20 protein-coding genes are annotated in these 16,723 nt (G+C 71.3%); 14 read left to right on the top strand and 6 right to left on the bottom strand.

Annotated features, from left to right (window positions below; all coding sequences use genetic code 11):
- Positions 1-506: cytosine permease (locus E4P39_RS06865; protein ID WP_209306395.1), on the bottom strand; the 506-nt coding region annotated here is incomplete at its 3' end.
- Here E4P39_RS06865 and E4P39_RS06860 point away from each other — a divergent pair.
- From E4P39_RS06860 to E4P39_RS06845, 4 genes are read left to right on the top strand one after another with little or no spacing between them, the layout of a single operon-like run.
- Positions 400-1,248, top strand: a complete 849-nt coding sequence (locus tag E4P39_RS06860) for a 2-oxo acid dehydrogenase subunit E2 (RefSeq protein ID WP_280790824.1) — start codon at positions 400-402, stop codon at positions 1,246-1,248. The two genes, E4P39_RS06865 and E4P39_RS06860, sit on opposite strands and share 107 nt — an antisense overlap.
- A gap of 1 nt (position 1,249) precedes the next feature.
- On the top strand, positions 1,250-1,810 hold the full coding sequence (locus tag E4P39_RS06855) for an antibiotic biosynthesis monooxygenase (protein ID WP_135135625.1): 561 nt from the start codon (positions 1,250-1,252) through the stop codon (positions 1,808-1,810).
- 16 nt (positions 1,811-1,826) lie between these two features.
- The gene (locus E4P39_RS06850; protein WP_135135624.1) at positions 1,827-2,387 is read left to right on the top strand and encodes a hypothetical protein; all 561 of its coding nucleotides are present in this window, start codon (positions 1,827-1,829) and stop codon (positions 2,385-2,387) included.
- Positions 2,384-2,764, top strand: a complete 381-nt coding sequence (locus E4P39_RS06845) for a hypothetical protein (protein ID WP_135135623.1) — start codon at positions 2,384-2,386, stop codon at positions 2,762-2,764. Before E4P39_RS06850 ends, E4P39_RS06845 begins: the two co-directional genes overlap by 4 nt.
- A 154-nt stretch (positions 2,765-2,918) precedes the next feature.
- Here the strand turns inward: E4P39_RS06845 and E4P39_RS06840 are convergent, their stop codons facing one another.
- Positions 2,919-3,971, bottom strand: a complete 1,053-nt coding sequence (locus E4P39_RS06840; protein ID WP_135135622.1) for an amidohydrolase family protein — start codon at positions 3,969-3,971, stop codon at positions 2,919-2,921.
- A 155-nt stretch (positions 3,972-4,126) separates the two neighbouring features.
- Here E4P39_RS06840 and E4P39_RS22220 point away from each other — a divergent pair, with 155 nt between their 5' ends.
- From E4P39_RS22220 to E4P39_RS06830, 3 genes are read left to right on the top strand one after another with little or no spacing between them, the layout of a single operon-like run.
- Entirely contained in the window at positions 4,127-4,420 is a 294-nt protein-coding gene (locus E4P39_RS22220; protein WP_167761662.1) for a hypothetical protein, read from the top strand.
- Positions 4,408-5,298 (top strand): 2,3-dihydroxyphenylpropionate 1,2-dioxygenase, encoded by an 891-nt coding sequence (locus E4P39_RS22215; RefSeq protein ID WP_167761661.1) that lies wholly within the window; start codon positions 4,408-4,410, stop codon positions 5,296-5,298. The genes E4P39_RS22220 and E4P39_RS22215 overlap by 13 nt, the downstream gene beginning before the upstream one ends.
- Entirely contained in the window at positions 5,295-5,579 is a 285-nt protein-coding gene (locus E4P39_RS06830) for a hypothetical protein (RefSeq protein ID WP_135135620.1), read from the top strand. The genes E4P39_RS22215 and E4P39_RS06830 overlap by 4 nt, the downstream gene beginning before the upstream one ends.
- An 80-nt stretch (positions 5,580-5,659) precedes the next feature.
- Here the strand turns inward: E4P39_RS06830 and E4P39_RS06825 are convergent, their stop codons facing one another.
- On the bottom strand, positions 5,660-6,532 hold the full coding sequence (locus E4P39_RS06825; RefSeq protein ID WP_135135619.1) for a 3-hydroxybutyryl-CoA dehydrogenase: 873 nt from the start codon (positions 6,530-6,532) through the stop codon (positions 5,660-5,662).
- Between the two features lie 204 nt (positions 6,533-6,736).
- Between E4P39_RS06825 and E4P39_RS06820 the strand changes: the two genes are divergently transcribed.
- The 7 genes from E4P39_RS06820 to E4P39_RS06795 all read left to right on the top strand — a co-directional run bounded on the left by E4P39_RS06820 (position 6,737) and on the right by E4P39_RS06795 (position 13,758).
- Complete coding sequence (locus E4P39_RS06820; protein ID WP_135135618.1) at positions 6,737-7,570, top strand: shikimate dehydrogenase; 834 nt, start codon at positions 6,737-6,739, stop codon at positions 7,568-7,570.
- A gap of 38 nt (positions 7,571-7,608) precedes the next feature.
- Entirely contained in the window at positions 7,609-8,643 is a 1,035-nt protein-coding gene (locus tag E4P39_RS06815) for an MBL fold metallo-hydrolase (protein WP_135135617.1), read from the top strand.
- Positions 8,640-10,088 carry an NAD(P)/FAD-dependent oxidoreductase gene (locus tag E4P39_RS06810; protein ID WP_135135616.1) on the top strand — a complete coding sequence of 483 codons (1,449 nt, stop codon included), beginning with the start codon at positions 8,640-8,642 and terminating at the stop codon, positions 10,086-10,088. The genes E4P39_RS06815 and E4P39_RS06810 overlap by 4 nt, the downstream gene beginning before the upstream one ends.
- Before the next feature lie 88 nt (positions 10,089-10,176).
- Entirely contained in the window at positions 10,177-10,347 is a 171-nt protein-coding gene (locus tag E4P39_RS22210; protein WP_167761659.1) for a hypothetical protein, read from the top strand.
- Between the two features lie 412 nt (positions 10,348-10,759).
- Positions 10,760-12,157, top strand: a complete 1,398-nt coding sequence (locus E4P39_RS06805; protein ID WP_135135615.1) for an MFS transporter — start codon at positions 10,760-10,762, stop codon at positions 12,155-12,157.
- Positions 12,158-12,250: 93 nt separating this feature from the next.
- Positions 12,251-12,709: a type II 3-dehydroquinate dehydratase gene (aroQ, locus tag E4P39_RS06800; RefSeq protein WP_135135614.1), complete on the top strand. Its 459-nt coding sequence runs from the start codon at positions 12,251-12,253 to the stop codon at positions 12,707-12,709.
- Entirely contained in the window at positions 12,706-13,758 is a 1,053-nt protein-coding gene (locus E4P39_RS06795; protein WP_209306393.1) for a Gfo/Idh/MocA family oxidoreductase, read from the top strand. Before aroQ ends, E4P39_RS06795 begins: the two co-directional genes overlap by 4 nt.
- 17 nt (positions 13,759-13,775) lie before the next feature.
- Here the strand turns inward: E4P39_RS06795 and E4P39_RS06790 are convergent, their stop codons facing one another.
- The 3 genes from E4P39_RS06790 to E4P39_RS06780 all read right to left on the bottom strand — a co-directional run bounded on the left by E4P39_RS06790 (position 13,776) and on the right by E4P39_RS06780 (position 16,699).
- Positions 13,776-14,021: a hypothetical protein gene (locus E4P39_RS06790; protein ID WP_135135613.1), complete on the bottom strand. Its 246-nt coding sequence runs from the start codon at positions 14,019-14,021 to the stop codon at positions 13,776-13,778.
- Between the two features lie 267 nt (positions 14,022-14,288).
- Entirely contained in the window at positions 14,289-14,774 is a 486-nt protein-coding gene (locus tag E4P39_RS06785; RefSeq protein WP_135135612.1) for a DUF3043 domain-containing protein, read from the bottom strand.
- A complete protein-coding gene (locus tag E4P39_RS06780; RefSeq protein WP_135135611.1) occupies positions 14,771-16,699 on the bottom strand; it encodes a sugar phosphate isomerase/epimerase and 4-hydroxyphenylpyruvate domain-containing protein in 1,929 nt (642 codons plus the stop codon). The genes E4P39_RS06785 and E4P39_RS06780 overlap by 4 nt, the downstream gene beginning before the upstream one ends.
- Between the last annotated feature and the right edge of the window lie 24 nt (positions 16,700-16,723).

Genomic DNA, 16,723 nt, shown 5'->3' with positions numbered 1-16,723 from the left:
ATCCCGAGAGCCAGCGTGCCGAGATAGGCGAACGGCCGCGTCTCTTCCGACACCGCATCGCCCAGGATGCCGAGCGTGGTGGTGGCGAGCAGCCAGAGGAAGGCTGCCCCCCAGAACAGCCGCGTGACCACGGCGAGCACGGCCGGCAGCACGTTGCCGAGCAGCCCGAACGTTGCGCGGGAGATGACCATCGTCGGCATGCCGCTGCGCTTTCCGGCGAGCGTGCCGAGCCCGAGGGGAAGGAACGACAGCCCCACGCCCACGAGCGACGCGACGACCCCCTGTCGGAGGCTCATCCCGCTCGCGAGCAGCAGCGCGCCGACGGTGACGCTGAGGGCGGATCCGTTGGCGCCGAACCATAGCCAGACCAGCCGCAGCGCGCGTCCGTTCCGCTGCTCGATCGGGGTCGGCTCCACGCCACCGCGTTCCAGGCTGAACAGCCGCGGCGCGACGCGCTCATCCTCGGTCGGCTCCTGCTCGGCGACCGCGCCCGCCGCCGCCGCCACGCCCCGCCCCGCGGCGCCCGCCGCGGGCGGCGACCCGCGCGACCAGGTCGTCGAGCTGTCCCGCATGCGCCTCGCCGTCGCGGCGGGGATGAAGGCCTCGCAGGGCATCGCCGCGGCCGTGTGGACGTCGGTCGAGGTCGACTTCGACAACGTCGAGCGCGTGCGCGCCAAGCACAAGGACCGGTTCAAGAAGGAGACCGGGTCGTCGCTGTCCTACCTGCCGTTCGTGTCCCGGGCCGCGGTCGACGCCCTGCGTGCCTACCCCACGGTCAACTCCTCGATCGACATCGAGGCGAAGACCATGACGCTGCACCCGTACGTGAACCTGGGCATCGCCGTGGACCTGGACCAGCAGGGCCTCGTCGTGCCGGTCGTCAAGGGAGCCGACGGCCTGAACATGCGGGGCATCGCCCAGCGCATCACCGAACTGGCCGGCGCGGCGCGGGGCAAGAAGCTGCCCATGACGGACATGCAGGGCTCGACGTTCACCATCACGAACCCGGGACCGTTCGCCAGCTACGCCTCGGCCCCGATCATCAACCAGCCCAACGTCGCGATCCTGTGCACCGACGGCGTGAAGCGGCGACCGGTCGCGATCGGGGACGCCATCGCGATCCACCCGACCGGGATCATCGGTCTGGTCTACGACCACCGGGCGCTCGACGGCTCGACGGCCTCGCTGTTCCTCATGCACCTGCGCGACTCCCTCGAGCAGCGGGACTGGGAGGCGGAGGTGGGCTGACATGGCCGAGCGGCCGGCCCCCCTGCGGGAACCGGTGACCGTGACGGTCGCCCGCCGCGTCGCGCCGGGCAGGGAGGCCGACTTCGAGGCGTTCAGCTCGGCGCTCACGCGAGCCGCGACCCGGCACCAGGGCTTCCTCGGCGCGGGCATGCTTCGCCCGGGACACGTCGGTGAACCGTGGCACGTCGTTTTCCGGTTCGACAGCGTCGAGCACTTGCGGGCCTGGGAGTCCTCACCCGAACGCGCAGAGCTGCTCGCCGCGGGAGAGGAGCTCGTGCAGTCCACCGACGTCCAGCGGGTGACCGGGCTCGAGACCTGGTTCGCCCTGCCGTCCCGAACCGCCCCGGCACCCCCGCGGTGGAAGATGTTCGCCGTGTCGGTGGTCGGGATCTACTCCCTGCAACTGGCCCTCAACCTGGCGCTGCAGCTGTTCGCCCTGCCGGTGGTCCTGCGCGTCGCTGTCGTGGCCGTCGCGGTGACCGCCCTCATGACGTGGCTCGTCATGCCGCGGGCCGCGCGCCTGCTACAGGATTGGCTCTACGCGCCGCCCCGGCGCAGCTGAAACCGAGAGGAAGCACATGCCCCGCTACCTGGTGTCCGGCATCGCCGGTCTGGTCTCCGACGTGGCCGCCGTCCTGCGTGAGCACGACGTCGAGGTCGTGGAGGTGGCCGACATCGACGATGTACCCCGGGTGTGCACCGACGCCGGGGCCGCTGCCTTCGAGGGGTACATCCAGCTCCCCGCGACCTTCACGGTGCAGGGCGACACGGCGGTCACCCGGGTGCACCACTTCTTCGCCGAGGGTGTGCTCGCCCGCTTCCCCGCCGTGGCCGCCGCGCTGCCCGCGCTCAAGCCCGACTCCCGCCTGACGTTCGTCACGGGGGTGCTCCCGCAGGACGTGTCGACGGAGGACGACGTGGCGGCCCGCGCGGCGCTGGTCCGCATCCTCGGCCGGGCCGCGCAGGCCGACGCCGCCAACGGGCTGCGGATCTGCACTCTCGGGTCCGGTGCGACGGCCAAGGAGATCGCCCTGACGGCGCTGGGCCGCAGTTCCGGCGCCGCGTCGACGACGAGCGAGCCCGAGGAGTACAGCGAGTGGCGGATCGAGCTGCTCGGCATGATGTGGGCGGAGACGTGAGCGAGGCCGGCCGGAGCGGACCGCCGACCCCCGCCGATTTCGCGGGCCAGCTCCGGGCGGCCGCCGACCGGATGATGGCGGGCTGGACGTCGATGGCCGGGGTGGGTGCCGGGGGCGGCGGGACGGCCGCGGTGCCCGGCCTGCCGACGATGCCGGCGACGATGTCGGCCCAGCAGATGGACACCTTCCTGGACGACCTCGCGGCCCGCCGCACCCAGGTGCAGGCCCTGATCACCCAGCTCCAGAGCTTCGACGAGCAGCTGGGGACGCTCGAGGCGAGCGTGCGGCCGTTCGTGGAGTGGACGCGCACGTGGGCGGACCTGGAGAAGACGATGGTCGCGATGTGGCGGCCCCCGCCGGGGGCGTCCGGGCAGTAGCGGTCCGGCTCGTTCCCCGCGGCGGGCAGGTCCCGTGACATGCGGGACGCGGCGCTCGGGCCGGCGTCGGTGCCCGGCCCGGGCGCCGACGAGGGAGGACGCGACGTACCGGGTGGGATCGCCGGCTACTCCGCCGTGGCCCCGGCGCGGGCGGTCAGGACGGCACCGGCAGGGCCAGCAGCTCCGCGGCGTTGCCGCCGAGGATGCTGCGCTCGTCGGTCTCGTCGAGTCCGAGGGCCCGGACGGTCTCGATCGGGGTGCGGTCGCCGAGCTCGAACGGGTGATCGGTGCCGAGCAGCACGTGCCCGACACCGACGTCCTCGACGAGGCGACGCAACAGCACCGGCGAGAACACGGCGGTGTCGTAGTACAGCCGATCGGTGAACTCGCTCGGCGGCACCGCGGTGGTCCGCGCCACGTCCTTGCGTTCCCAGCCCATGTCGAGCCGGCCACGCAGCGACGGCAGGCAGCCCCCGCCGTGGGCCAGGCACAGCGTCAGCGGAAAACGATCCAGCACCCGCCCGAACACCAGACGGGCGACGGCCAGCGCGGTCTCCATCGGGTAGCCGACGAGCTGTGGCAGCCAGAAGTCCTTCTGCCGTTGCGGATCGGGGACCCCGCTCGGGTGCAGGAAGACGAACGTCCGGCGCTCGGAGAGCAGCGCCCACAGGTCGTCGTTGACCGGATCGTCCAGGTCGCGTCCGCCGCCGCGGCTCCCGATGGCGATGCCCGCCAACCCGAGGTCGTCGAGAGCCCTGCGGGCCTCGTCGGCGGCACCGGGCCACCCCAGCGCGACCGAGCCGAGCCCGAGCAGCCGCTCCGGGGCGTCCGCGACGTAGGTCGCCAGATCCTCGTTGCCCTCGGCCACGACCCGCGTGGCCAGCTCCTGGTCCTCCGCCGTCGATGCGAACAGGAACGGGGGGAGCGACACCGCATGCCGGTGCACGCCGACCTCGTCCATCTCCGACAGGCGCACGTCGACGTCGTACATGGACCTGGCCAGCGGCAGCGGAGCGCGGGGGCCGACGCCGCTGACCCGCGGGTCGAGCCGCACGATCCCGGTGGGCACCTCGTCGAGTTCGGCGAGTCCGCGGTCGGCCAGCCGCTGCAGCAGGGGGAGTGGCATCGCGTGGGCGTGGACGTCGAGCGCCCCGATGTCGGAGGTGGCCACGTGCTCCGGCGCGCTCCGTACGACGTTGACGCTCATGGGCTCTCCCAGCTTCCGCACGATCGGCTCCGGTCACTGTCTTCCGCGGGAGCGGAGTGCGGACACCCCCTTCTCACTGGCCGGAACGTGGCCGCCACGCCATGGGCGCCGGCGTTCCGCCGTGCCAATCTCCGTCCGGAGCGCGAGGAGGAGCCATGAGCTGGTATCAGATGCACCGCTGCATCTACGACTGGGTTCGCGCCGGGGAGGTCAACAGCGAGGACTCCGGCGACGGTCGCGCCGGATTCGACGTCAGCGCCTACGAACTGACCGACGACGAACGCAAGGCGTTCGAGAACCGCGACATCGCGGCCCTCTACAACCTCGGGCTGCACGAGGTCCTGCTCAATCGTTTCTGCCGGGCGGCCGGGTTCGCGCGCGACGACTACCGGAAGATCCTCGAGCCGTTCGGACAGAAGGAAGAGAGGAAGGCCCGGTGGCAGAAGTAGTCCTGGCGTACTGCGCCTCGCACGCGCCGATGATGTCGTCGGCGCGGATGGCGGCACCGGAGGAACAGCGCAACAACTTCTTCGGCGCGCTGGACGCCGTCCGGGAGGAGGCCGTCGAACGCGGGGTGCAGGCCTGCGTCGTCCTCTCCAACGAGCACTACACGAACTTCTTCCTGGAGAACTTCCCGCAGCTGTGCATCGGCCTGGGTGAGAAGAACTGGGGCCCCACCGAGGAGTGGCTGCCGATCGACAAGGTGTGGGTTCCCGGGCACGCCGGGCTGGCCAACCACATCGCCCGGCACACGCTCGAAGCAGGCTTCGACCCGGCGTTCTCCCACCAGCTGGAGCTCGACCACGGGATCATGACGGTCTACTACGAGCTCGACCACAGCATGAAGATCCCGCTCGTCCCGATCGTGCAGAACTGTGCGGTGCCGCCGCTGGTGCCGGTCCGGCGGGCCTACGAGTTCGGCAAGGCGCTGGGCGACGCCATCCGGTCGTATTCGGGTCTGCAGCGGGTGGCCGTCATCGGCGCCGGCGGCCTCTCGCACTGGATCGGCAACCCGCGGGTCGGTGACATCGCCGAGGACTTCGACCGCTGGTTCCTCGAGCGCCTCGAGCGGGGCGAGCTCGACCAGGTGCTCGACATCCCGGACGACGAACTGGAACTCGCCGGGAACGGCGCGCACGAGATCCGCAGCTGGCTGGCGGTGGCCGGAGCCGTGGACCCCGTCCGGCCGCGGACGTTGGCCTACGAGCCGGTGTATCCGTGGATCACCGGCATGGCCGTGGCGCGGTGGGATACCACGCCCGACCGTGAGCAGACCTCCGCATCCGTGGGGGCGCAGGACACCCGACGAGAGGAGTCACTTCCATGACATCGACGGACAGCACACCCGCGGGCGGGGTCGACCTGGAGGCCGTGACGCAGCGCGTACGTGACCTCAGCGAGCAGGTGGTCGCCCAGGCGAAGAAGAACGGCCTGACGTTCCTCGAGGGCTACGAGCGGGTGCTCAAGCAGATGCTCGACCTCGAGGAGCAGGCCGCCAAGGGCACCGGACAGGACTGGGCGACGACGCTGGCGGCCACGCACGCGAACTTCGTCCGGGAGAGCTCCGAGGTGTTCCTGGGCGCGGTGAAGAACCAACTGAAGAGCTGACCCCCGCGGACACGCGCCCCGCCACGAAAGCCCGGTGGCGGGGCGCGTCTGCGTCGGTCGGCCCGGGGGGAGCAGGGCGGTCAGGCGGTGGCGTGCACCGGAGGGGCTGCATACTCGAAGAACCCGCGCCCGCTCTTCCGGCCGAGCAGTCCGGCCTCCACCATGCGCAGCAGCAGCGGCGGCGCGGCGTACAGCGGCTCCTTGAACTCCGCGTACATGGAGCAGGCGACCGCGTGCGTGGTGTCCAGGCCGATCAGGTCGGCCAGGGCCAGGGGACCCATCGGGTGCGCGCAGCCGGCCACCATCGCGGTGTCGACGTCCTCGGGGCTCGCGAAGCCGGACTCGACCATGCGGATCGCGGCGAGCAGGAAGGGGATCAGCAGGGCGTTGACCACGAAGCCGGCGCGGTCCTTGCAGAGCACGGTGTGCTTGCCCAGGCCCTCGGCGAACTCCTCGGCGCGCCGCACGGTCTCCGGTGCGGTGAGCAGGCTCGGCACCACCTCGACGAGCGGCAGCACCGGTACCGGGTTGAAGAAGTGCAGGCCGATGACCCGCTCCGGGTGGGTGGTCACCGACGCCAGCTTCATGATCGGGATGGACGACGTGTTGCTCGCCAGCAGGCAGTCCGGTGCGACGATCCCTCCGAGGGCGGTGAACACGGCCGACTTCTCCCTCTCCTCCTCGACCACGGCCTCGACGACGACGTCCCGGTCGGCCAGGTCCGCGAGCTCGGTGGTGAAGGACAGGCGGGCCAGTGCGGCGTCCCGGTCGGCCTCGGTGAACTTCCCGCCGCGCACGGCCCGGCCCAGCGACTGGGTCAGCCGCGCCTGCGCGCGCTCCGCGGCAGCGTCGTCGACCTCGCGGACGAGCACCTCGTGCCCGGCTCGCGCGGCGACCTCCGCGATCCCGGACCCCATGATGCCGCCGCCGACGACACCGACTCTTCGGGCCATGATCCTCCTCCTGCCGGCGCCCCCGAGGGGCGTCGTTCCGCGTCCTGCCGGTCCGTGCATGGTCTCCCGCGGGGGCGGGGGAACAGTCCGCGTTCCCGCTGGGCAGGAAGGTCGCCCGCCGTCCACAGGCCAGGACCACGATGCTGGCGGGAACGGCGTGGGCTCGCACCGCGCCACGCCACGGCGTCCACCGGAGGAGCGCTCATGATCAGCGGGAAGACGACCCTCATCGCCCACCTGGGCTATCCGACGTTCGCGTTCAAGTCGCCGATGATCTACAACCCCTGGTTCGAGAAGAACGACATCGACGCGGTCGTCGTACCGATGGGCGTCAAGGCCGAGGAGTACCGGGAGTTCTTCCCGTACCTGTTCAAGATGAGCAACATCCACGGTGCGCTGGTGACGATGCCGCACAAGGTGACCACGATGGAACTGGTCGACGAGCTCTCGCCCACGGCCGTCGTGGCCGGCGCGGCCAACGCCGTGCTGCTGCGCGAGGACGGCAGCCTCCTCGGCGACCAGTTCGACGGCGAGGGCTTCGTGCGCGGTGTGCTCCGCAAGGGCCTCGACCTCACGGGCAAGCGGGCACTCGTCGTGGGCAACGGGGGCGTCGGCTCGCCGATCGCGGCGTCCCTGGGCGCCGCCGGCGTCGGGATGATGGGGCTGTTCGACCCCAACGACGCGGCATCGGAGGCACTGGGGGAGCGGCTCGTGGCGGCCTATCCGAACATGGAGATCCGGACCGGCTCGAAGGACCCGGAGGGGTACGACCTGGTCGTGAACGCCACCCCGCTCGGCATGAACGACGACGATCCGCTGCCGATGGACGTCGACCGGATCGCGCCGACCACCTTCGTCGGCGAGGTGGTCATGAAGCAGGAGATCACGCCGTTCCTGCGCGCCGCCCTGGACAAGGGGTGCCAGGTGCAGGTCGGCAAGGACATGCTCTTCGAGCAGATCCCGGCCTATCTGGAGTTCTTCGGCTACGGGACGCCCACCCCCGACGAGCTCCGCGCGGTGTCCCAGGTGAAGGACTGACCCGGGTGCCGGCCGGGGTCCGGAGCGCAGCAGCGGGAATGGCCGGGATCGAGGCCGCCGAGGTCGCCGACGGGGTGTACCGGCTGGCACTGCCCCTGGGCATCCACGGCGTCCCGACCGTGAGCGCCTACCTGCTCCGTGGCGACGACGGCGACACCCTGGTCGACTGCGGCATCGCCGCGGGTGTGGACGGCGGCGACCCGGGGCCGGACGGGACTGCGGCGGTCAGCGCCGCGCTGGCCGCCGTGGGGAGCTCGCTCGACCGGCTCGAACGGCTCGTCGTGACCCACGCCCACATCGACCACTTCGGTCTGGCGGGGGAAGTGGTGCGTCGCAGCGGCGGGGAGCTGTGGATGCACCGCCGTACCGAACTCGACCTCGAGAAGTACGCCGACCCGGACGAGGCCGTCGATCGCCGCATGCTCATGCTCGCCGACCACGGCCTCTACGGCCCGGAACTGACAGCGAGCTCGGAGGGGCTGCGGGACTGGCTGCCCCTCATGCCGTCGGTGGGCCGGCCGTCCCGCCTTCTGAACGGCGGCGAGCGCTTCGCGACGGGCGGCCGGACCTGGGAGGTCGTGCACACGCCCGGGCACTCACCGGGTCACGTCTGCCTCTGGGACGCCGACGAGCGACTGCTGTGCTCCGGTGACCACCTCCTGCAGGTGGTGTCCCCGCCGGTGACGTTCGAGCGAGGGTTCGAACGCGACCCGATGGGGTCCTACCTGTCGTCGCTGGACCGGGTGCGCGACCTCGGGCCCGAGCTGGTCCTGCCCGGCCACGGGACGCCCTTCCGCGACGGCGCCCGGCGTGCGGAGTCGATCGCGGCGGGAAAGCGGAAGCGGCTGACGCAGGTGCGCGATCTCGTCGAGAGCCGCCCGCGGACCGTCTTCGAGCTGACGACCGACCTGTTCGGCGCCGCGCCGCTGACCGGAGCGCAGCGGCACTTCGTGATCGCTGAGATCCTCGCCTACCTCGCCTACCACGAGGTGCGGCGTGTCCTGCGACGGACCAGACGACCGGACGGGGTCTTCCTGTGGTCGGCGGACGAGACACCGGAGGTGGTCCCGTGAGCGAGCTCCGCGAGACAGCGACATCGGCAGCGACATCGGCGCCCGAGCCGGCGCATCGGCATCGCGTCGTGGTGGTCGGCGGCGGGTTCGGCGGTCTGAACGCGGTCCGTGCCCTGCAGCACGCCGACGTCGACGTGACCGTCGTGGACCGGACCAACCACCACCTGTTCCAGCCGCTGCTCTACCAGGTGGCGGCGGGCATCCTGCCGCCCGGCCTGATCGCGCCCGCCCTGCGGAGCGTCATCAAGAAGCAGACCAACGCCCGGGCGCTCCTCGCCGATGTGCACGATCTCGACCTCGACCGGCGGGTGGTGCACGCGGAGGGGCCCGACGGCCGGCCGCTGGAGCTGCCCTACGACTCGCTGGTCGTCGCGGCCGGCGCCACGCACTCGTACTTCGGTCGCGACGAGTTCGCCGAGTTCGCTCCGGGGATGAAGACGATCGAGGACGCGCGGCACCTGCGCGACCGCATCCTGTCCGCGTTCGAGATGGCCGAGCTGTCGACCGATCCAGCCGAGCGGGCCGAGTGGCTGACGTTCGTGGTGATCGGCGCCGGGCCGACCGGCGTCGAGCTCGTCGGGCAGGTGGCCGAGCTCGCGCACACCGTGCTGCCGCAGGACTACCGGTCGATCAACACGCGGGAGGCGCGGATCCTGCTGCTGGAGGGCGCGCCCTCGGTGCTGCCCCCCTTCGCTCCCAAGCTGCAGGCGTACACGCACAAGCGCCTGGAGAAGATGGGGGTGGAGATCCGCACCGGCACGCTGGCGGTCGGGATGGACGAGCACTCGGTGACCGTCAAGGGTTCGGACGGCGAGGAGACGATCCGCACCCGTACCCGTATCTGGGCCGCGGGCGTGGCCGCCTCACCGCTGGCGAAGCTGCTGGCAGCCAGCAGCGGCGCCACCACCGACCGCGCGGGCCGTATCGAGGTCGGGCCCGACTGCTCGCTGCCTGGGCATCCCGAGGTCTTCGCCATCGGCGACATGGTGTCCCTGAACGGGCTTCCCGGCATCGCGCAACCGGCGATGCAGGAGGGCAAGTACGTCGGGAAGCTCATCAAGGCCCGACTGTCCGGTGACCAGAGGATCGAACCGTTCAAGTACTTCGACAAGGGCAGCATGGCCACCATCGGTTACAAGTCCGCGGTGGCCGACGCGTTCAGCATGAAGGTCACCGGTTTCCTCGCCTACGTCATGTGGGGCTTCATCCATGTGCTGTACCTGATCGGCTGGGGCAACCGGCTCGGCACGCTCTACACCTGGCTGCGCGCGCTGGTGTTCACCAAGAATCGCGGCCACCGCATCATCACCTTCGAGCAGGCCCACGAGCAGGCCGGTGAGCTTCGGCGGGACGTGCGCGCGGACCGCGATGCCCCGAGCGTCACACCCGCTGCGCAACCGGCGTCCCTGCCGATGCAGCAATCGGCGTCCGAGCGAGCGGGATGACAGGACGCCGGCCGGCGCTGCCGTCGGCGGGTTCGTTCCACTGAACGGCGCTCGGCCGGTCCGCTCTCCCGTCGCGTTAACGTTCGGTATGCAGCTCCAGGCGAACGTGGCGCTCGTCATCAGTGGACTCGTCGTCCTGATCGGCCTGTACCTCGCGCTGTCGAGGTCGGGAGGCGACGTGGCGGCCTTCGGGTGGTTCCTCACGGCCGTCGGTGCGCTGTTCGGGGTCGCCAACCTGCTGCTGCGAACCAGGATGTGACCACCCGGGTTCCGATGAGACGCCTCCGCGACGTCCCTCGACCCGCGCACCTCGACCAGACGGCCCGGGAGGGCGAGAAGCAGGGTGCGGCCGGCGGCCGGCCGTCGGTCGCCGCCGTTGCTCCCGGCGCGGGTAGCCCGCAGGCGGCTGCGGCCGCGCGTGGACCGGGCCGCGCGCGTGGCGCGCCACCTCGCAACCGGACGTGTGCCGCCACCCAGCGCGATGGATGCGCGGGGCCATCCCGCCTCCTCGTGACCTGAGCCCACCATCGGGGCCATCCGGTCCCGCCCCGCGACGTGCGGCTTGCCGTTCAGCGGAAACAGCCGCCCGACCGGTTGCCGTGCGGTGGGCCGACCGCTGCACTGACCACATTGCGCCGCCCCATGCGGTGTTCCGCCTTGAGGAGGTCCCTGTGCAGGACGAGATCGTTGAGCCGGCCGGCTCCCATGAGCCCACGGAACATGCGAAGACGCCGAAGAAGGCAGCGGCCAGTGGGTGGGCGGGCAGCGCGCTCGAGTACTACGACTTCTTCATCTACGCCCAGGCCGCCGCGCTGGTGTTCCCGACGGTCTTCTTCAACCCGGACGACCCACAGGTTGCGGTCGTGGCCTCGCTGGCGACATTCGGCGTCGGCTACGTCGCCCGCCCCATCGGCGCTTTCGTGCTCGGTCACTGGGGCGACACCCACGGCCGCAAGAACGTGCTGGTGCTGTGCATGCTGCTGATGGGTGTGGCGACGTTCGGCGTCGCACTGCTGCCCACGTACGAGCAGGTCGGCATCCTCGCGCCCACGCTGCTGGTGATCACTCGTCTCATCCAGGGGTTCGCCGTGGGTGGGGAGATCTCCGGCGCCAGCGCGATGATCGTGGAGCACGCACCGTTCGGGCGGCGCGGTTTCTACGCCAGCTTCACCCTGCAAGGGGTTCAGGCGGGGCAGATCCTCGCGGCTGCGGTGTTCCTGCCCCTGGCCGCGATCATGTCCGAGGGTGCCTTCCTCTCGTGGGGCTGGCGGATCCCGTTCCTGCTCAGCGCCGTGGTCGTCTACGCCGGCTACATCATCCGCAAGAAGGTCGACGAGACTCCCGCCTTCGTGGAGGAGGCCGAGCACGGCACGGTGCCCAAGGCCCCGATCGTCCAGGCGGTCAAGGAGAGCGGCCCGGACATGCTGCGGGTGGTCTGCATGGCGCTGATGAACGCTGTGCCGCTGGCGGCCACCGTCTTCGGTGCGGCGTACGCCACCAATGAGGACGAGTACGGCATCGGTATGAGCACGGCGATGTATCTGTGGGTCTCGGTCGTCGGCAACGCCGTCGCCGTGGCGATCATCCCGTTCATCGGCAACCTGTCGGACAAGATCGGCCGGCGGCCGTGCATCATCGCCGGCGCGCTCGGCTCGACGCCGCTGTCCTTCGTCTACCTGTACTTCATCAGCCAGAACAACGTGCTGATGACCTTCGTCTTCGCCGTTCTGATGTGGGGCGTCGTCTACCAGTTCTACAACGCGGTGTTCCCGTCCTTCTACCAGGAGCTGTTCCCGACCAGGACCCGCGTGACGGCGTTCGCGGTCTCGCAGAACCTGGGCACCATGATCACGGCGTTCCTGCCGACCCTGTACGCGATCATCGCTCCGGGTGGGTCGAACGTGCCCCTGATCGTCGGGAGCATCACCACCGGCATCGGGATCATCGCCGCCCTCGCCGCGTTCTCGGCCCGGGAGACCTACCGGGTGCACATGAACGACCTCGGCAACAAGGACGCGCCCGAGGTCCCCCGCGAGGAGTACGAGCGCATCCGCGCCTCGGTCAGCTGACCTGACAACCCCGCTACCGCGGACACCGGGCGGCCGGGTCGACTTCCGTCGGCCCGGCCGCCCGCTCTCGTTGCCCGACCTCAAGGAGGCGTCATGACGTCCGTGCTCGTGCTCAACGGTCCCAACCTGAACCTGCTCGGTACGCGCAAGCCGGAGGTGTACGGCAGTACCTCACTCGCCGACGTCGAGAAGATGTGCGAGCAGGAGGCCGGTAGGCTCGGCCTGGATCTGACGTTCCGCCAGTCCAACCACGAGGGCCAGCTCATCGACTGGATCCACGAGGCCGGGCGTGAGGTGAAGGCCGGGAACTCGATCGGTGCGGTGTACAACCCCGGCGCACACACGCACACGTCGGTGGCGCTGCACGACGCGATCGAGGGGGCCGAGCTCCCGGTGATCGAGCTGCACATCTCGAACGTGCACAAGCGCGAGGAGTTCCGGCACCACTCGTTCATCTCCCCGGTGGCCCGGGGCATCGTCGTGGGGTTCGGCGTCCTCGGCTATCCCTTGGCGATCAACGGACTGCACCAGCTGTTCCAGCAGGGGAGTTGACCATCACCCCGGTGCGGATCGCCGTGGCCGGCGCCGGCCTGATCGGCAAGCGGCATCTCGAGGAGATCGACGCCAGCCGTTCGGCCCAGATCGCGGCGGTCGTCGACCCCGGCCCCACCGGGCCCGACGTGGCGAACAGGTGCGGCGTGCCGCTCTACGGCTCCTTGACGGAACTGTTCGAGCGGGACAGGCCGGACGGCGTCATCCTCGCCACTCCCAACCAGGTGCACGTCGACGGCGGCCTCGAGTGCGTCGCGGCCGGGATGCCGGTGATCGTCGAGAAGCCGATCGGCGACACGGTCGAGGGCGCCACCCGCCTGGTCGAGGCGGCCGAGGCCGCCGGCGTCCCGCTGCTCACCGGGCACCACCGCAACTACAGCCCGATCATGGTCAGGGCACGCGAGATCGTGCAGAGCGGGTTGCTGGGCTCGATCGTCGCCGTCGTGGGCACCGCGCTGTTCCACAAGCCCGACGGCTACTTCGACGTCAACGGCGGCTGGCGACGACAGCCGGGCGGCGGGCCGATCCTGCTCAACCTCATCCACGACGTGAACAACCTGCAGTCCCTGGTCGGCGACGTCGTCCGGGTGCAGGCGACGACGTCGGACGCCACCCGGGGTTTCCCGGTCGAGGACACCGCGGCGATGGTCTTCACCTTCGCCAACGGTGCGCTGGGCACCTTCCTGCTGTCCGACACGGCGGCGTCGGCCCGGTCGTGGGAGCAGACCTCGCAGGAGAACGAAAGCTACGCGGCCTATCCCGACGAGGACTGCTATCACCTCGCCGGGACCGCCGGATCACTGTCGGTACCGACGATGCGCCTCCAGGTCTTCCCTGGCACGCGCTCCTGGGAGGAGCCGTTCGAGACGTCCACGATGGAGCTCGAGCGCAGCGATCCCCTGGCCAACCAGGTCGAGCACTTCGTGGCCGTCATACGCGGCGAGGCGGAGCCGATCTGCAGCGGCCGGGACGGCCTGAAGAGCCTCCACGTGGTCGACGCGGTCGTCGAGTCGGCGAGGACCGGGCGACCCGTCGACGTCGTCTGCTAAGGCCGTGCCGGCCCTCGCTAGGGGTGCGGCGTGAACGAGCGCGGATGGATGCGCCAGGCGAGCCAGAGGACGGCCGAGTCGGCCCAGCGGGCCATGGCGACCGCCCCGTGCGCGCTGCTGAATGCCGTGTTCCGATTGTCCGCTGCCGCCATCCGTGCTTCCATCTCACGCTGATCGATGGCCAACTCGGTGCCCGTGCGCAGCATCGATTCGCTGACGCGCCGGCGGAAGCTCTCGATGGCCCCCGGGGATCTGCTCGGCATGTGCGCAGCGCCCTTCTGTGTGGCGTGGTGTCGACCGACGGGCCGCCCCGCTCCGGCGCCTCCGGAAGGGACGGGTCGACCGCCCCTCCACGGTAGGCCCGCGAGCGCCGGAGGTGCGACGACCCGACGCCCCAGGCGACCACTGCCGCCCGCCGCGAGGTGCGGGCCGACCGTCAGCGGCCGCCCGGAGTCCCTGCTCGGCGGCGAGCGTCGCCGCCGCCGGCCGGCGATCGACTCATGCGGCGAACCCGACCGGCGTGGGCGAGCTCACCTCGGGGGAGAGGGCCGCCGTCCCGGCATCACCCTCGGGGGAGGGCGCCGGGCCCCGCGTGACCGGTGCGCTCGCAGAAAGGCGTACCAGGCCGTCGACGGCCCCGGCACGTCCTCGCCGGGGAACTGCGCGCGGGCCCGCCGGGTGACCTCCACTCCCAGCAGGACCGCGTCGACGGCGACTGCGGCGAGCAGGACGAGGCTGCCGAGCAGCAGGTACCGCTGCAGGTCCGAGGCCGGTGCGAAGGCGCACGTGACGGTGATGCCCGCGGCCGGCAACAGGAGGCCGACCGGCCCGCGGCGCGCGTCGACGACGTCCCGGACGAAGGCGCGGACGGGGCCGCGGTCACGGGGGTGCAGGTCGACGTCGTTCGGCTCCCCGTAGGGCGTCGTCGCGGTTCCTTGCCGGGATCGGCGTGGGGCAGGGGGTCGGCGGGTCGACCCGGAGGATCCACGCCCGCCCGGCCGGCGCTTGCCGCTCACGTCGTCCCGTGGCCGGCGGTCGCCCCGGCTGCGCGCTGACGGCGGTGGGCGGCCATGCGAACGGGGGCGTTGAGCTCGCCGTACCCGGCGTAGCCCCCGATCCGCTGCACGATCTCGAAGAACAGGCGGCCGCCGAGGATCTCCGTGTAGAAGTGCAGGAACTCACCGTCGGCGTCCCGGTCGTACAGGACGCCGAGTTCGCGCATCTGCTGGAGCAGGGCGGGCGGCGGCGCCAGCCGGGCATCGAGGTCGTCGTAGTAGTTGTCCGGGATGGCGAGCAGGGGGGCACCCGCGGCCCGGGCCGCCCGTGCGGCAGCGATCGCGTCGCGCGCCGCGAACGCCACGTGCTGGGGATCGGTCACGCCGGGCTGCCACTCCGTCCCACGGCGCAGCACCGAGACGCTCATGCCGATCCGGACGGTTCCCGCCGGATCGCTGACGGTCCGGTTCCGGACGAGGCCGAAGGGCGCGGCCACCTCCGAGGAGTGCTGCGGCTGGAGACCGAGCACCGACCGGTAGAACAGGGCCGCCTCGTCGAAGTGGTCGAACGGCTGCGCCAGGGCGACGTGGTCCACGTGCGTGATCCCGAGCGAAGCACCGGCCGGTCCGTCCACGTCGGTAGGGGCGAAGTCGGCCCGCCAGCCCGACGCGCCGGACCCGGTCGTGCAGAAGAAGACCGACGTGCCGTCCGGGGCTGCCACGGCCGACAGGTCGGCCTCCGCCTGTCCCCTGACCCGCGGCAGCACAGGCGCGAGCAGTGCCTCCGCCCGCCGGGTGGACCCCGCGGCGTCCGCGGTCTCGACACCCAGCGCCGCGACGGACGCTCCCGGGCGTCCGGTCGCGGCGTTCAGCAACAGCCGGGAGTCGCCCTGCTCCCACAGCTGCACGGGCTTCGAGCGGTGCTGCCCGGTCCGGGTGAAGCCGAGTGACTGGAGGGCCCCCTCCACGTGACCCGCGGAGCCGCCATCCACCGCCAGCTCCACGAAGGCGTGACCGTCGAGCCGCTGCGGACGGGGGAGCTCGAGCAGCTGGACGCGCTGCCGGACCTCGGGCGACAGCCGAGGCGCCGTCTCCTCCTGGAGCGCGAGCAGGGACCGCAGCGCGTCGAGCGCCGCCCGGCCGGGGTCGGCCTGCCGGAAGACGTCGTTGAAGACCTCGAGCGACAGGGGGCCGGTGTAGCCGGCGGTCAGGACATGGCCGAGGAACTCCGGAAGGTCGAACGCGCCTTGCCCGGGGAACAACCGGTAGTGGCGGCTCCACTGCAGCACGTCCATGCTCATGTGCGGGGCGTCGGCCAGCTGCAGGAAGAAGAGCTTCTCGCCCGGGATGTCGGCGATGCCGGCCGGGTCGGAACCTCGGGACAGGATGTGGAAGCTGTCCACGCACAACCCGAGCGCGGGATGGTCGGCCGTCCGGACGATGTCCCACGACCGCTCGTAGGTGTTGACGAAGCGGGCCCACGCGAGCGCCTCGTAGCAGATCCGCAGGCCCCGTTCGCCGGCGGCCGCGGCGAGCCGGTGCAGCTGATCGGCGATGTGCTCGTCGTCGTCGAGGGCGTTCGGTGAGACCGACGAGCAGACCAGGACCAGGTCGGTGCCGAGCTGCTCCATGACGTCGAACTTGCGCTCCGCGCGGCGAAGGTTCGCCGCCAGGACGCCGGGGTCGTCGGCGTCGAAGTCACGGAACGGCTGGTAGAGGTCGATGGACAGACCCAGGTCGGCGCACCGCGAGCGCACCTCCGCCGCCGACCACGGGGAGGCGACGAAGTCGGGCTCGAAGATCTCCACGCCGTCGAAGCCGGCGGCGGCCGCAGCGGCCAGCTTGTCCTCCAGCGTGCCCGACAGGCACACCGTGGCGACCGCGGTCCGCAGGCCCGCGGTCCGGCCGGGCCTCTGACGCGGCGCAACGGCTGTCTCAGCGGTCATCGGTGCTCCGTTCCTCCATCCCAG

Origin of the sequence: Blastococcus sp. CT_GayMR19 (assembly GCF_004570385.1) — a bacterium.
Taxonomy (GTDB): Bacteria; Actinomycetota; Actinomycetes; order Mycobacteriales; family Geodermatophilaceae; genus Blastococcus_B.
Note: the sequence above shows the minus strand (reverse complement) of the source record. Positions and strands in the feature narration are given on the sequence as shown.

Bases quoted from the DNA above. Each gene is read 5' to 3' on its own strand.
- E4P39_RS06855 (WP_135135625.1), top strand. From the start codon at position 1,250: ATGGCCGAGCGGCCGGCCCCCCTGCGGGAACCGGTGACCGTGACGGTC.
- E4P39_RS06850 (WP_135135624.1), top strand. From the start codon at position 1,827: ATGCCCCGCTACCTGGTGTCCGGCATCGCCGGTCTGGTCTCCGACGTG.
- E4P39_RS06840 (WP_135135622.1), bottom strand. From the start codon at position 3,971: ATGAGCGTCAACGTCGTACGGAGCGCGCCGGAGCACGTGGCCACCTCC.
- E4P39_RS22220 (WP_167761662.1), top strand. From the start codon at position 4,127: ATGAGCTGGTATCAGATGCACCGCTGCATCTACGACTGGGTTCGCGCC.
- E4P39_RS06830 (WP_135135620.1), top strand. From the start codon at position 5,295: ATGACATCGACGGACAGCACACCCGCGGGCGGGGTCGACCTGGAGGCC.
- E4P39_RS06825 (WP_135135619.1), bottom strand. From the start codon at position 6,532: ATGGCCCGAAGAGTCGGTGTCGTCGGCGGCGGCATCATGGGGTCCGGG.
- E4P39_RS06820 (WP_135135618.1), top strand. From the start codon at position 6,737: ATGATCAGCGGGAAGACGACCCTCATCGCCCACCTGGGCTATCCGACG.
- E4P39_RS06815 (WP_135135617.1), top strand. From the start codon at position 7,609: ATGGCCGGGATCGAGGCCGCCGAGGTCGCCGACGGGGTGTACCGGCTG.
- E4P39_RS22210 (WP_167761659.1), top strand. From the start codon at position 10,177: ATGCAGCTCCAGGCGAACGTGGCGCTCGTCATCAGTGGACTCGTCGTC.
- aroQ (WP_135135614.1), top strand. From the start codon at position 12,251: ATGACGTCCGTGCTCGTGCTCAACGGTCCCAACCTGAACCTGCTCGGT.
- E4P39_RS06790 (WP_135135613.1), bottom strand. From the start codon at position 14,021: ATGCCGAGCAGATCCCCGGGGGCCATCGAGAGCTTCCGCCGGCGCGTC.
- E4P39_RS06780 (WP_135135611.1), bottom strand. From the start codon at position 16,699: ATGACCGCTGAGACAGCCGTTGCGCCGCGTCAGAGGCCCGGCCGGACC.